The organism is Actinosynnema mirum DSM 43827 (assembly GCF_000023245.1).
GTDB classification, from domain to species: Bacteria; Actinomycetota; Actinomycetes; order Mycobacteriales; family Pseudonocardiaceae; genus Actinosynnema; species Actinosynnema mirum.
Genome location: NC_013093.1, coordinates 5,573,234 through 5,587,835, shown reverse-complemented (window position 1 = coordinate 5,587,835; position 14,602 = coordinate 5,573,234). Strand labels below are relative to the sequence as shown.

The 14,602-nt window shown below is 73.0% G+C and carries 11 protein-coding genes; 3 read left to right on the top strand and 8 right to left on the bottom strand.

The features are described 5' to 3' along the window. Window positions 1–66 precede the first annotated feature (66 nt). Window positions 67–474, top strand: a complete 408-nt coding sequence (locus AMIR_RS23355; protein ID WP_015803414.1) for a YybH family protein — start codon at window positions 67–69, stop codon at window positions 472–474. 91 nt (window positions 475–565) lie between these two features. Here the strand turns inward: AMIR_RS23355 and AMIR_RS23350 are convergent, their stop codons facing one another. The 4 genes from AMIR_RS23350 to AMIR_RS23335 all read right to left on the bottom strand — a co-directional run bounded on the left by AMIR_RS23350 (window position 566) and on the right by AMIR_RS23335 (window position 7,407). Beyond that, complete coding sequence (locus tag AMIR_RS23350; RefSeq protein ID WP_015803413.1) at window positions 566–1,738, bottom strand: acyl-CoA dehydrogenase family protein; 1,173 nt, start codon at window positions 1,736–1,738, stop codon at window positions 566–568. Further along, window positions 1,735–3,288, bottom strand: a complete 1,554-nt coding sequence (locus AMIR_RS23345; protein WP_015803412.1) for an aspartate aminotransferase family protein — start codon at window positions 3,286–3,288, stop codon at window positions 1,735–1,737. Before AMIR_RS23345 ends, AMIR_RS23350 begins: the two co-directional genes overlap by 4 nt. Before the next feature lie 158 nt (window positions 3,289–3,446). Next, window positions 3,447–5,936: an ATP-binding protein gene (locus tag AMIR_RS36120; RefSeq protein ID WP_049796948.1), complete on the bottom strand. Its 2,490-nt coding sequence runs from the start codon at window positions 5,934–5,936 to the stop codon at window positions 3,447–3,449. A gap of 814 nt (window positions 5,937–6,750) precedes the next feature. Beyond that, entirely contained in the window at window positions 6,751–7,407 is a 657-nt protein-coding gene (locus tag AMIR_RS23335; protein WP_483446994.1) for a lytic polysaccharide monooxygenase auxiliary activity family 9 protein, read from the bottom strand. Window positions 7,408–7,627: 220 nt separating this feature from the next. On the opposite strand from AMIR_RS23335, the gene AMIR_RS23330 reads away from it, so the two are divergent. Next, window positions 7,628–8,656, top strand: coding sequence for a hypothetical protein (locus AMIR_RS23330; protein WP_015803409.1), 1,029 nt, complete (start codon window positions 7,628–7,630; stop codon window positions 8,654–8,656). Window positions 8,657–8,778: 122 nt separating this feature from the next. Continuing rightward, window positions 8,779–9,897: a serine hydrolase domain-containing protein gene (locus AMIR_RS23325; RefSeq protein ID WP_041836970.1), complete on the top strand. Its 1,119-nt coding sequence runs from the start codon at window positions 8,779–8,781 to the stop codon at window positions 9,895–9,897. Window positions 9,898–10,061: 164 nt separating this feature from the next. On the opposite strand, the gene AMIR_RS23320 is transcribed toward AMIR_RS23325, so the two are convergent. From AMIR_RS23320 to AMIR_RS23305, 4 genes are all read right to left on the bottom strand, one after another. Further along, window positions 10,062–10,712, bottom strand: a complete 651-nt coding sequence (locus AMIR_RS23320) for a response regulator transcription factor (protein ID WP_015803406.1) — start codon at window positions 10,710–10,712, stop codon at window positions 10,062–10,064. Next, window positions 10,700–11,959 (bottom strand): sensor histidine kinase, encoded by a 1,260-nt coding sequence (locus AMIR_RS23315; protein WP_015803405.1) that lies wholly within the window; start codon window positions 11,957–11,959, stop codon window positions 10,700–10,702. The genes AMIR_RS23320 and AMIR_RS23315 overlap by 13 nt, the downstream gene beginning before the upstream one ends. Then, the gene (locus AMIR_RS23310; protein WP_015803404.1) at window positions 11,950–13,071 is read right to left on the bottom strand and encodes a serine hydrolase domain-containing protein; all 1,122 of its coding nucleotides are present in this window, start codon (window positions 13,069–13,071) and stop codon (window positions 11,950–11,952) included. Before AMIR_RS23310 ends, AMIR_RS23315 begins: the two co-directional genes overlap by 10 nt. A gap of 166 nt (window positions 13,072–13,237) precedes the next feature. Continuing rightward, on the bottom strand, window positions 13,238–14,449 hold the full coding sequence (locus AMIR_RS23305; protein WP_015803403.1) for an oxygenase MpaB family protein: 1,212 nt from the start codon (window positions 14,447–14,449) through the stop codon (window positions 13,238–13,240). Between the last annotated feature and the right edge of the window lie 153 nt (window positions 14,450–14,602).

Here is a 14,602-nt window from a genome sequence, read left to right as displayed (position 1 = left end):
CCCGGCCGGGTCGCCCGACCCGGCCGGGGCGGGGCGCGGACCGAGCAAGCCGACGAGGAGCCAGTGATGACCGAACCGCTGATGGTGCACGACATCCCCACCGACGACCTGACCAGGCAGACCGACCTGTTCCTGCGGGCCTTCAACTCCTGGGACCACGACACGATCGAGCGCATGTACAGCCCCGACGCGGTGTCGGTGTGGAAGCCGGGGGAGGAACCGGTCGGCGGCGACGCCAGGAGAGCCAACGTCGCCGAGTTCCTCGCCTGGCGGGTGCCGATGCGGGCCCGCACCAAGGGCATCTACGTCAACGGCGACACGGCCCTGCTCATCGTCGACTGGGAGATCAGGGGCACCGCGGCCAGCGGTGAGCTGATCGACCTGACCGGGACCGGCACGGACGTGCTGCGCCGCGGCAGGGACGGCCGCTGGCGCTACATCATCGACAACGCCTACGGCGGCGCGGACGACTGAACCCCGCGGCCGGGCGGGAGCACCGGAGAGGGGCGGGAGCACGGAAGAGGGGCGGGACGGCGCACGGCCGTCCCGCCCCTCTCGCGCGCGCTCAGTACCGCTTGCCCTCCGGCAGCGCGTACCGGTTGAACATCAGGTCCCGCAGCACGTCGTCGCCGCCCTCGACGATCGAGATGTAGCGCATGTCCCGCACCAGCTTCCCGATCAGCGACTCGCCGGTGTAGCCCAGCGCCCCGAACATCTCCGACCCGGTCGTCGCGATCGACCAGCCCATCTGCCCGGTGAACATCTTCGTCTCCAGCGCCGACTTCAACGTCCCGTGCCGCAGGAAGTCCGCGCCCGCCGCGCCGCCCAGCATGATCGAGTCGAAGTCCCGGCCCGCGGCCCTGCACTGGTTGAGCATCACGCCGATGCCCATCTCCGCCTGCCCGATCTTCGCCCCGAACACCGCGTTGGACAGCAGCGTCGAGCCCCGCAGCGGCTTCTGCCTGGCGTACTCGATCGACAGGTCCCTGATCCGCCTGGCCACCCCGATCGCGGTGGAGGCGATCAGGACCCGGCTGGCGTTGAGCCCCACCTCCAGCACCCGCAGCCCCGGCCCGGACAGCGCGTTCGACGCGGGCACCCGCACGCCCCGCAACGAGACCTGGTAGGTGCCGGAGGCCCGCACGCCCACCATGTCCCACCGCTTGACCACGTGCACGCCCGGCGCGTCCCTCGGCACCACGATCGCGGCGTGCCCCGACGGGTTGTCCGGCGACTTCGCCACCACCACGAGGAAGTCCGCGAAGTCCGCGTTGGTCGCGAACCACTTCTCCCCGTCGAGCACCAGCTCGGCGCCCTCGCGCCGCGCCTCGGTGGCGGTGCGCCCCAGCTCGCTCCCGGCCGCCTGCTCGCTGCCCAGCGTCGCCGCGAACCCGCCGGACTCCGCCAGCGGTCGCAGGTGCCGCTGCTTGAGCTCGTCCGACCCGTACAGCCACACCATGTTCGTGGCCATGATCGAGATCAGCAGGGTGAACGCCACCCCGGCGTCGCCGTACGACAGCTCCGACACCAGGTCGACGCTCTGCTCCAGCGTCAGCCCGAGCCCGCCCAGCTCCGGGCTCAGCCACCAGTTCGACAGCCCGGTCTTGGCGAACCCCTGGTACAGCGGCAGCGGCATGTCACCCAGCACGTCCAGCTCGGGGCGCTCGCCCAGCAGCTCGTCGCGCACGAACTCCCGAACCCGCTCCCGCGCCTCGGCGAACTCCACGGCCGTGGTCACACCAGTCCCCTCACCGGGTCGCCGAGCACCGCCATGACGTCGCGCAGACCGTTCTCCAGCCGCGCGATCTCCTCGTCGGACACGTGCAGCGAGGGCTCGAACCGCAGCGTGCTCGTCGCGCTCGCCGTGGGGAACAGCCGGATCGCGTGCTCGCGCAGCAGGTAGCCCGCGACCGCGTAGCCGAGCATCCCGGCCGCCGCCTGCCCGGCCACCGCCGCGTTCGCGCTGCCGGACTGGTCGCGCAGCTCCAACCCCAGCATCAGGCCCCGGCCGCGCACCTCCAGCACCAGGTCGGGGTGGTCGGCCCTGATCGACTCCAGCACCCCGGCCAGCCGCTGCCCGCGCTCGGCGGCCACCCGGTAGGCCCGCCCGCCGTCGGCCTCCATCAGCGCGAGCGCCCGCAGCGCGACCGTGCAGGAGAAGCTGTCCTTGGCGAAGGTGGAGCTGTGCACCAGCTCGAAGTCGCCCCGGTAGTGCTTGCCGCGCACCAGCATCACCGCGGCCTTGGCGATCCCGCCGCCCAGGCTCTTGGACAGCGCGTAGTAGTCGCCGCGCAGCCCGATCTGCGAGCTGGCGAAGAACGCCCCGCACCGGCCCATGCCGCTCTGCACCTCGTCCACGACCACCGGCACGCCCGCCTCCTCGCAGGCGGCGCCGATCTCCTTGGCGAACTCGGCCTCCACCTCGCGGATGCCGCCCTCGCCCTGCACCGGCTCCAGCAGGAACGCCGTCACCACCGGCAGCTCCCGGTCGGTCAGGCGCACCACGCCGTCGACGACCACCGGCTCCCGCAGCCACACCCGCTCCGGCTCCAGCACCTCCCGCACCGACTCCGGCCGGTTCAGCGCCACGAACCGGGTCGGCCTGGCCAGCGCCGAGAACGGCTCGCGGTAACCGGGGTTGTGGGTCAGCTGGGTGCTGCCCACGAGCTTGCCGTGGAACCCGCCCTCCAGCGCCAGGAACACCGGGCGCCGCGACGCCGCCTCCCCGGCGAGCGCGACCAGCCGGTCGGCCAGCGCGCCGAAGTCCCCGGAGGCCACGCCGAACTCGCGGTACGCCTCCTCGTCGACCAGCGCCCCGCCGTCCACCGCGGCCCTGGCCGCCGCCACCGCCGACCCCACCGCCTCCACGACCGCGCGCACCCGGTGCCCCCGGTCCAACTCGGCGTGCTTCACGGCCGCCTCGACGGCCTCCGCGCCGGAGTTCGCGAACACCGCGTAGTACGGCTCGGAAACCCCGAACTCGCGGTGCAGCACCGCGTTCAGCTCGTTCGCCAGCCGGTTCGCGTAGGGGTGCCGGGAGAACTGGGCGTGGATGGGCGTGCCGTCCGCGAGCAGTTCGCGCGCCAGTTCCACCAGTTCCGGGTTGTTGTGCCCGAGCAGCACCGAGCCGTAGCCGCCCGCGAAATCCAGGACGGGCTTCTCCGAGCCGTCGGCCTGCTTGGCGAACAACGTGTTCCCGCTCGACCGGACGTATTCGACGTCCAATCCGTAATCGCTCAGCCAACCGAGCATCGTCGGCTCGGCTAATTCCACTTCCGCAGTGCCCATAGCCCCGTCCCTCGCTACTTTTCCAGCGCGCAGCACGAGCAGGTCAGCGCCCGTTCGAGGCGATGCTAACGAGCACAGAAGAATCGGCCGGGCACGACGCGGTAATGGTCCGCGCGTGTCCGGCCGATGAACCGCCGATTACCCGGCGGTGGAAGCGCTCAACTCGTGCGCAGCTGGGCCGAGGTGTCGGTGAGCATCCGGCGGTCCAGGCACAGCAGCATCCGGATGTGCTCCCGGCGGGCGTCCAGCTCGTTGCCGTTGCGCGGGGTCGCCGCCCCCTGCTCCCCCTCGGTGTCGGAGCTGGTCAGCAGCAGCTCCAGCAGTCGGTCTATGGCCTCGTCCGACAGCGGGTCCAGGGTGAACGTGGTGGCGTGCCGCAGCCCGCCACCCCAGTCCGGCCGCCGCTCCACCAGGTCCGGTCGCGCCGCGGTGATCACCAGCAGCGGCACCTGCCCGAACGAGTCGACCAGGCCCTCCACGAACGACAGCAGCTCCTCGCCCGCGCAGTGCAGGTCGTCCACCACCATGACCATGCCCCGGTCGCGCGCCACCGCCCCGATCAGCTCCCGCCACGGCCCGTCCAGCTCCCCGCAGGGCCCCACCCCCCGCGCCACCAGCGGCAGCAGCGCGTCGAACACCTCGTGCGCCCGCCCCGGCGGCAGGTGCCGCCGCACCGCCGCGCCCAGCTTCTCCCGCACCGACGCCACGTCGTCGCGGTGCTGGATCCCGCAGCACGAGGCCAGGATCTCCGCCCGCACCGCCCGCACCGCCTCCTGGTCGGACCAGCAGGCGTGGGCGAGCACGAACTGCCCCGTCGACGGGTGCCCGACCACCCGCCGCTGGAACTCCACCAGGAACCGCGTCTTGCCCACCCCGGCCTCACCGAGCACCGTGACCAGGTACGGGGAGGTCCGGTGCCGGGTGCGGGTCATCAGCCCGCGCAGCAGCTCCAGCTCCGGCTCCCGGTCCACCACCGGCACGCTCTGGTGCGGGAACGCCTCCGGCCGCACCCCCTCGACCTGCCACAACCGCACCGGCGTCACCACCTGGTGGCACAGCACGGTGAACTCGGTCTCCCGGCGGGTGGTCTCCGACACCCAGGTCTCGCCGACCGGCACGCCCAGCAGCACCGACTGGCACTCCTCCACCGGCGGCCCGTTCACGCTCAGCTGCGCGCCCTGCTCGGTGCTCTGGTAGCGCACCAGCGCCTCCCCGGTGGTCACCGCCGAGCGCACCACCACCCGCGCGCCCGCCACCGACTGGAGCTCGGGGGCCAGGCAGTCCCGGATCGCCAGCGCCGCCCGCACGGCCCGCTCGGCGTTGTTGTCCATCCGGCGCGGCACGTCGAACAGCGCCATCGTCACCGACCCGATGCAGGCGGCCACCACGCCGCCGAAGTACTCGACGCCCTCCCGGATGGTGGCGGCGATGCCGTCGAGCACGTCGAACCGGTTGGCGTCGTCGTCGAGCTCGATCGTGCTGTGCACCATGAGCACGCTGACGTGCCGGTGCTGCGCGGGCACCACCGACGGCCGGAACCGCTCGTCGTCCGGCGGCGGCCCGTCGACCCCGTCCACCTCGATCCCGTCCACCTCGATCCCGTCCACCTCGACGGGGCCGGCCTCGCCCGCCCTCGCGCGCTCGTCCCCGCGCTCGTCCCCGTCCTGGCCGCCGTCCGGCGCCAGTCGCGCGGGCCCCTCCGGCGTGGCCAGCGCGGTCACCGCCCCGGAGAGCGCGACCGCGCCCGGCACGACCAGGTGCGGCCCCGCCAGGTGCGGCCCCGCCAAGTGGGCCACCGGGCGGCCCGAGCCGGGCAGCACCACCGCCCGCGCGCCCGACTCGGCCTCCGCCGACCGCCCCACCTGCGCCGGGATCGTGGTGAGCGCCCCCGCCGGGGGGTAGGTGAGGGTCTGGTCGTGGGTGAGGATCGCGTGCTGGAGCGACTTCAGCTCGCGGCACGGCTCCAGCCCCAGCTCCTCCACCAGCGCGCCCCTGACCCGGCTGAACACGGTCAGGGCGTCGGCCTGGCGCCCGCACCGGTACAGGGCCAGCATCAGCTGCCCGCAGGCCCGCTCGCGCACCGGGTTGGCCTCCACCGTGCGCTCCAGCTCGCCCAGCACCGCGTGGTGCCGCCCGCAGGACAGCTCGGCCTCGAAGTAGTCCTCCAGCACGTCCAGCCGCAGGTTCTGCAGCACGCTCAGCTCCGACCAGGCCAGCCCGGTCTCCACCAGGTCGGCCAGCGCGGGCCCGCGCCACAGGCCCAGCGCCCGGTTCAGCACCCGGCTGGCGTCCTCGAACTCGCGCGCGGCGAGCTTGGTCTGCCCCTCCTCGGCCAGCTGGTGGAAGCTGTGCAGGTCGACCCTGGACGGGTCGACGCTGAGCATGTAGCCGGGGGTCTGGGTGACCAGGGTCGCCGACTCCGGCGAGCGCCCCGACGACGACAGCGCGCCGCGCAGCCCCCACACCGCGTTCTGCAGTATCTTCCGCGAGGACGCGGGGGCCTCGGTGGTCCACAGGGCCCCGAGCAGCTGGCTGGTGGCCACCACCCGGTTCAGGTGCAGCAGCAGGAAGCCCAGCGTCGCCCGCTGCCGGGTGCCCCCGAGGCCCACCGCGCGGTCGCCGTCGAGGACCTCCAGCGGCCCTAACATCCTAAAGAACATCTCGGTATTCCCCCAGGTCCGGTTCTGCCCTTGTGCACCGCTGCGCCGTCCACGCGCTGACCTCCCGGAACGCCGCTGGTGGCGGTGCGCTCCGGGGGCGGTGGCCGCTCGATTGAATCGGTTGATACCGCTATTGCGGAAGGTGATGGTTCGGCCCGCTCGGGTGGTCGGCCGAATTTTTTACCTGCCCGTTCCGTTTCCGATATCGGGTGAGTCACGGGGTAGGTCCGGAGGTATTTCTCGGTACCTCCCGAGCCTACCCAAGGGGCTCTCGGGAAGGCGAGGAGGAAAATGATCTTTCGGGTTGGACGGAGAGGTTCCCGTACCGTTTGCCGTACTACGCGATTCTCCGCCGGTAGGGCTTCCAAGTGCGCAAACATCGCATATGGGTGGTGACCCGGCGTGTCGGGGCAACTGGGCCAACCGGGGTTCGCCGAGGCTGCGGCATGTGCGGGTATCCGTATCGGGGTGGCCGGACCCCTACCTTTTGCAGTACCGCGGGTGCCGCCGAAAGGTGGATTTGACGTCTCTCTTGCCTGGAGTGCCGTGGGATTTTCCCAGTAAGCCCGAAGTGAGGTTCTGCTACTTATCGTGATCGCTTGTGGCCGTATTTTTCGCGAATTCGGGTCACTCGTTCACCCGGATCTCCCCCGCGTCGCTCCCGCGTCGCTCCCGCTCCGGTGGCGTCGAGCCCGTCCGGCTACGGCCAACGGGTGAGGCGCCCGCGCCCCGACATGCGGGCGCCCCGCCCCCGGCATCGCGGGGGCGGGGCGCTGGTCGGTCGTGCTCGTGGCGCGTCCGCCTAGCCGAAGTTCACGTCACTGCACCACATGTAGGCCTGGTCCAGGTGCGAGGCCTGCCAGATCGTGAACACCACGTGGTGCCCCCGGTAGCTGCCGTTGGTCTGGACGTTGAACGTGATGTCCTTGGCGGGCGCGTACTTCCCGGTCTGCGCGACGAGGTCCAGGTTGCCCCAGCCGAGGCGCTGCGTGGCCGGGTCGAACCCGTTCTTGCTGACGTAGACCTTGAAGTAGTCCGCGCCGTGGCTCGCCTGGTCGTGCAGGCGCATCGTGAAGTTGCTGCCCACGCTGGTGGTCCGCCACTTGCCCGGCGTGTTCAGGGAGTTGTTGCGCGCCAGGGCGTTGCTGCACAGCTGCCCGTCCGGGGTGGCGGCCTGGAAGTTGCCCTTCAGGCCGTCCCGCAGCGCGCTCATCCAGTTCCACATGGTGTCGGCGTTGGCCTGGTACGCCTGGTAGCACGTGGGGTCCTGCTGCTGCATGGCCGGGTTCGTGTGCTGCGAACCCCAGTCCTGCCAGCACTGGTAGGCGCGGGTGGCCGGGCCGACGATCGTGCCGTGCGCGGACGCCGAGGGCGTGGCGACGAAGACGCAGGCCAGAACGCTGACGACGACCGCGATCACGCCACGCCGTCTGGTCGCGGACCTCGAGGTGGTTCGCATGCGCATGGTTGATCCTCCATTCTCCGTAGGTGTGGCGGCGGCGAATGTTGGGAGCGCTCCCAGCGGTTACCGGGGAGCCTATCCGTCACAGAGCGAAACTTCAACGAAACACTGAGTGATCAAGTTGCTTTCTTTCCGCGTCCCACGTGGCAGGGGTGCGCCGGAAGATCCACTACAGTCCACCGCGCACCTCTCGGCTCGGCGAACCAGGAACCCTGCCATGGCCCGTTCCGCCCTCCACCGCCTGCTCGCGCGCCACGCCCCGCACGCGCCCACCCGCAGGGGCCTGGTGGACGACGCGGAGGTCACCGCCCGCCCCCTCCTGGACGACGTCCTGCGCACCGCCGTCGAGGCGGCCGAGGACGGCTCGTGGCGCCCGGCGTCCCGCCTGCTCGCCACCACCGGCTGGAACTGGGAGCGCCGCTGGGAGGCGGTGCAGGCGCTCGCCGCGCACGCCGACGAGGCCGACGGGGACTGGATGCAGGACTGGCTGCTGGAGCAGCCGCACTCGCCGGACGCGATCACCGCCCACACCGGTTGGTTGATCGCCCACGCCGAGGTCCTGCGCCACGACCGCGCGGTCCCCAAGGCGACCAGGGTCCGGGGGTTCCGCCGCGCGCTGGTGGCCGCGAGCGACCGGGCAGGCGACGCCGCCCGGCTGGCCCCCGACGACCCGACGCCGTGGGCGCAGCAGCTCGCCGTGGTCCACGGCCTGCGCCTGCCGGAGGAGAAGTTCGCCCGCGCCTGGAAGGAACTCCTGGACCGCGACCCGCTGCACCGCGCGGGCCACGCGCTGGCGCTGCGCTACCGCTGGGACTCGCACCTGACCGGTCAGGCGCCGAGCGCCCGAGCCCCGGAGCCGGACGCCGCGCTCTACCCCGCCGACTCGTACCCGGAGGCGCTGGACTTCGCCGACCAGGCCGCCGAGTCCTCCCCGTCGCTGTCCTGGCTGCGCCTGCTGGTGGCGGCCCAGGCGGACCACTGGGGCGAGCCCGCGGTGGCCGCGTCGATCTCCGCCACCACCGGCTGGTTGCGCGACGGCGGCGGCGACGCGCCGGACGCCCGCCACCACCGGGCCGCGCTGGCGCTCGCGCTGGTGCGCACCGGCGGGCACGCCGAGGCCGTCGAGCAGTTCCGCGCGCTGGGCAGGCGGGCGGACTCCCCGGTGTGGGACCACGTCGGGCCGACCAGGCGCTCGGCGTTCCTGGGCACCCGCGCCGAGGCCTGCCGCAACAGCCCGCGCGGCTGAGCTCCTCGCTCCAGGGGTACAGCAGGCACTACCGCGATCCGGCCCGCCTGCGGGATCGAACCGACCGGCCGCGCGCGGCACGCTGTGAGGTGTCGAACAAGCCGATCGAGAGGGGAAATCCCTTGTCCCGCAACCGACTCCTGCTCGGCGCGCTGGTCGCGACGACCGCGCTCGCCGCCGGCGCCGCCCCCGTCGCGCTCGCCGACCAGGAGGCGCGCGAGAGCGACCGCGCCGTCCGCCAGGGCCTGGAGCGGCTGGTCACCGCGCACGGCTTCCCGTCCGCGATGGCCTCGGTCCGCGAGCGCGACGGCCGCACCCGCTTCCTCGCCCCCCGTGCCGGGGAGCGCGTCCCGGTCGACGGCCAGGTGCGGATCGGCAGCGCCGGCAAGATGTTCGTCAGCGCCGTCGTCATGCAGCTGGTCGCCGAGGGGAAGGTGGACCTGGACGCCCCGGTGGAGACCTACCTGCCCGGACTGGTCAGGGGCGAGGGCTTCGACGGCCGCGAGATCGCCGTCCACCAGCTCCTCCAGCACACCAGCGGCATCCCGGAGTACACCGACGTCGTCGCGGACGACGTCCTGGCGATCCGGCACACCCACTACGAGCCGCACGAGCTGCTCGACGTCGCGCTCGCGCGTCCGCGAACCGTGCCGCAGAACGAGAAGACCTACTACAGCAACACGAACTACGTCCTCGCCGGCCTGCTCGTGCAGCGGGTGACCGGGCGCCCGCTGGGGGAGGAGATCACCCGCCGCGTCATCGAACCGCTGGGCCTGCGCGAGACCTACTGGCCGGGCGTGGGCGAGGAGCGCATCCGCGAGGCGCACCCGCGCGGGTACGTGGTGAAGGACGGCACGCGCACCGACATCAGCGACCTCGACCCGTCGTGGGCCTGGTCGGCGGGCAACCTCGTGGCGTCCCCCAGCGACCTCAACAAGTTCCTGGCCGCGCTCGTCGGCGGACGGCTGGTCGCACCGGAGCAGCTGGCGAGGATGCAGCGCACCGTCGAGGCCGACAGGTTCCCGTCGACCTGGCACTACGGGCTGGGCCTGATGAAGATCGATTTGAGCTGCGGCGGCCACGCCTGGGGCCACGGCGGCGACATCGACGGCTACGAGACCCGTGACGCGGTCACCGATGACGGGCGCGCGGCGACCGTGGTGGTGACCGCGCTGCCCGACAGCAACGAGCAGGTCGAGGCGGTCAACGAGGTGCTGGACACCGCGCTCTGCGCGAGGTGACCCGAGGAACGCGAGTCCGCCCCGCCGTGGCACAGGCGGGGCGGGCTCGGCGCGTCACAGGGGGCGCAGATCGACGACCGCGTCGTACCACGCGCCTTCCTCGTCGTCCGCCCGCACCGCCGGGTCGATCTCCTCGACCCGCCCGAGCAACGCCCGCACCCGCCTCAGCGCCCGTTCTCCAAGTACCGCAGCACCGCCGTCACCCGCCGGTCCGCGCGCTCGCTCGGCGGCAGGTCCAGCTTCGCGAAGATGCTCCGGATGTGCTTGTGCACGGCCCCCTCCGTGATCACCAGCCGCTCCGCGAGCGCGCCGTTGCCCAGGCCCTCCGCCATCAGCGCGAGCACGTCCCCCTCGCGCGGGCTCAGCCGTTCCAGCCTCCGGTCCGCGCGGGAGCGGGTCAGCAGCTGGGCCACCACCTCCGGGTCGATGGCCGTCCCGCCGTCCGCGACCCGGCGCAGCGCCACCATGAACTCCTCCACCCGCCCCACCCGCTCCTTGAGCAGGTACCCGAGCCGCGCCCCGCCCTGCGCGAGCAGGTCGTCCGCGAACGCGCGCTCCACGTACGCCGACAGCACCAGCACCGCCAGCCCCGGCCTGCGCCTCCTGGCCTCCACGGCCGCCCGCACGCCCTCGTCGGTGTGCGTGGGCGGCATCCGGACGTCCACGATCGCCACGTCCGGCAGGTGCTCGTCCACCGCCGCCAGGAACGGCTCGGGGCGGTCGGCGGTGGCCACCACGTCCAGGCCCTCGGCGCGCAGCAGCAGCGCCAGGCCCTCGCGCAGCAGGGAGTCGTCCTCGGCGATCACGATCCGCACGGCAGGCTCACCCCCACCGCCGTCGGCCCGCCCACCGGGCTGCTGACCAGCAGCACCCCGTCGTGCGCCTCCACCCGCCGCCGGATGCCGTCCAACCCCGAGCCGCCCCGCGCGTCCGCGCCGCCGCGCCCGTCGTCGCTGATCGTCACCCGCAACCGCCCCTCCCGCTGCTCGATCCGCACCTCCGCCCGCCGCGCGCCGCTGTGCCTGGCGATGTTCGTCAACGCCTCCGCCACCACGAAGTACGCCGTCGCCTCGACGGACGCCGCGCTGCGCACCGGAACGTCCGACACGACCGCGCAGGGCACCGGGCAGTTCGCCGCCAGCGCCGCGACCGCGTCGCCCAGCGTCCGGTCGTCCAGCACCGGCGGCAGGATCGCCCGCACCACCGCCCGCAGCTCGGAAAGCGCTTGCTCAGCAGCCTCCTGCGCCCGGTCGAGCACCGCGTCGGCCGCCGCCGGATCGCGGTGCACCACCCGCCTCGCCGCGCCCACCAGCAGGTTCACCGCCACCAGGTGGTTCTGCGCCCCGTCGTGCAGCGACCGCTCGATCCGCCGCAGCTCCACGGCGTGCGCGTCCAGCGCCGCCGCGCGCGTGGCGGTCAACCGGATCACCCGCAGCGTCAGGTCCGTGCCCGGCGCCGGACCGAGCAGCGCCCGCCCCACCGCCACGTGCGCCCCGGCCAGCACCGGCGGCGCGATCAGCGCCAGCACCGCCCACCCGAGCCCGATCCCGGACACCAGCAGCGCCTCCCGACCGTCGCGCGCCGTCGGGAAGCCGATCGCCGCGGTGATCTCACCGGGCGGCAGCACGTCCCAGTACAGCGGGAACGCCAGGTCGTGCACCGCGTTGAGCGGCAGCATCACCCCGCAGGCCGCCAGCGCCAACCCGCAGGTCCCGTGCCACGCCAACCACCCCAGCTCGCGCGCCGTCGCCCGCACGGACGGCACCACCCAGTCCGGCAGCGGCTCGGCCTCCGCGACCACGGCCCCCACGCGTGAGAGCCGCCCCCGCTCCCGGTCCGCGACCGCCCGCACGGCCCGCGAGACGCGCGGCACCAGCGGGATGCCCAGCCCCACCAGGCACAGCGCCGCCACCACCGGCACGAGCGCCAGGACCACGAAGGCGGGCACGGCCGTGCCCAGCGCGCCCAGCAGCGACCGGAGCCCGTCGACGGGGGCGCGCAGCAGGCCGCGCCCCGGCCCCGAGGGGGGCCGGGGCGCGGCGGCGCGGTCGATCACGCGCACAGCGCCGCGTCCAGCGCCGATTCCATGTGCCGCACGTCCTCCAGGTCCCTGGGCAGCCCGGTGACCGCGACGGTCGCGGCCTTCCCGCGCGTGGTCACCGCGTTGTAGACCGCGTAACCGGGCGTCAGCCCGCCGTGCGTCCACGCCTCGCCGCCGCAGCTCAGCGCCAGCGTCGCGAGCCCGAGCCCGTAGCGCGCCTGCCCGGTGAGGTCGAACCCCGGCGCGTCCACGGTCGTCCGCATCTGCGCCAGCTGCTCGGGCGCCAGCAGCTCACCGCCGAGCAGCCCGGTCATGAACCGGTTCAGGTCGGTCGGCGTGCCCACCAGCGCCCCCGCGGACCACGCGGCGGAGGTGTCCATCTCGCTCACGTCCTGCCACGCGTCGCCGCGCTTGAGCGCCAGGTACCCGCGCGGGTGCGTCCCCCGGACGCGCTGCTCGCCGACGGCGGGCCAGTAGGTGTCCCGCAGCCCCAGCTTCTCGATCACCCGCTTGGTGATCTCCTCGCCGATCGGCCGCCCGGTCACCTTCTGCGCCAGCAGCCCGGCCAGCACGTAGTTGGTGTTCGCGTACCCCCACTGCCCGCGCTCGGTCTCGGACGGCTCGGCGAGCCCGGCGTCCACCAGCTCGCGCGGCTCGAAGTACCGGTGCAGCGTGCCGAACAGGTCGCCGAGCAGCGCCTGGTCGTAGTCGCCGAGCCCGCTGGTCTGCTGGAGCAGGTCCCGCACGGTGATCCCGCGCCCGTCCAGCCCGATGCCCGGCAGGTGGCGGTCGACCTGGTCGTCCAGCCCGAGCCTGCCCTCGCCGACCAGCTGCAGCACCACCACGGCGGTGAACGTCTTGGTGTTGCTGCCGAACCGCACCTGCCCGTTCTGCGGCACCCGCCCCACCGAGGACGCGGTGTGGTGCCTGGTCCGCCCGTTCGGCTCGCGGACGGCGGCGAGCGCGGCGGGGAACCCGTCCTCCCGCACGAGCACGTCCAGCCCGCGCTGCACGGCGTTCCCCCGTTCCGCGGCGTTCCCGCGCTCCGCGTCGGCGCTCGCCTGCGGCACGCCCACCAGCACCCCGGCGCACACCGCCGCCAGCACGGCCGCGACCACCCTCCGCACCCGCATCGTCGTCTCCTCACGGTCGGATCAGCTTGTGCCACAAGCATCTCGACGCGGGGAGCGGCGTTCCATCCCGCTGGCTGACCGATCCGGGGTACAGCAGGCTGTACCCCTCCACGCGACCGCCCGCCCACCACGGCGTGGCGGACGGGCGGCCGGGGAGGGAAGCGGCTCAGGCCCCCGGCCGGTTGCCGGTGGGGATGGTGATCAGGGTGGTCTTGCCGGACGCGCCCTTGTTCAGGAACAGCATCGCGATCGTCCGGATGAACTGGTCGAACATGTAGAAGCCCACCGGCATCACCGGCAGCAGGCCCTCGCGGAACGCGATGTACGCGGGCCACCCGGTGCGGATCAGCGCCGCCGCCGCGTAGTCCCTCGGCAGGTTCAGCCAGTCGCCGACCTCGTGGCTGAGCGCGTACCGCACGAACTCGTTGAGGAACCCGCGCGTCACCCCGAGGTCGATCTGCGCCGTCAGCCCCAGCAGGTCCTTCGCCAGCTCCTTGCCCTCGGTGGACGGGGCCATGATCGGGGTCAGCACCTGCCCCGACTGCGCCTCCGCCTCGGCCCACGACTTGGGGATGAACTCGTCGCGCACGCCGAGCATGTGGATCGCCACCTGCCACATGTGCAGGAACGCCTCCTCCTCGGCCGCCGTCATCGGCACCCGCCAGTCCACCAGCTTGCGGTGCACGTAGGTGCCGAGGCTGTGGAACGTGACGAGGATGTCCCCGTTGCTGATCGGGATGCCGTTCTGCTCGTCGGCGACCGCGCGCCAGCGCGCCGACTGCGGCAGCAGGTGCCGGACCGCCGCGTGCACCATGCGGGTCTTGTTGGAGGTGACCAGGAACTGCCCGGACGGCTCGTACGCGGTCAGCTCGCTCAGGTCGTAGCCGAAGGTGAACGTCTTGGCCGCGCGGTCCTTCATGTCCGCGCCGCCCGCCGACCAGTACACCGACTTGGCCTCGCGCGGGATGACCGTGCTCATGATCCCGCTGCCCAGGCCGTAGAGCATGAACAGGTAGGTGTCCTTGCGGCGGTTGAAGTCCGCGGCCAGCCGCAGCTTGGAGCGGTCGGCCCACGAGGGCAGGCCGTTGACCTTGCCCAGCCAGGTGGCGAGCGCGGGCGGCAGACCGGCGGGCAGCGGGTCGTTGTTGTCCACCCACGTCTTGATGGCCGCGTTGACGGCGGGCACCTGGCCGTTGCGCAGGACGGAGGCCATGATGCCGTCGATCTCGTCGTCCCACACCCACCACGGGTCGGCGCCCGCCGCAGTGCCCGCAGTGCCCGTCGCGGCCGACGCCCAGGCCGGGACCGCGCCCGCGACACCGACCAGACCGAGCGCGGCTCCGAGGGACAGCATGTGCCTTCTGCTGAGATCGCTCATTTACTTACCTAGCTTCCTCGATAGGCAAAGTTGCCGCTCAAGCGGCGTAGCGGGGGAGCGGAGCGGCGGCGGTCTCCCTTGATCCGTGGAGAGATTCTTCGTTAACATAGCGACGCGCGTCACTGGTCGGCAAGGGGGCCTGAACCGGTCCGC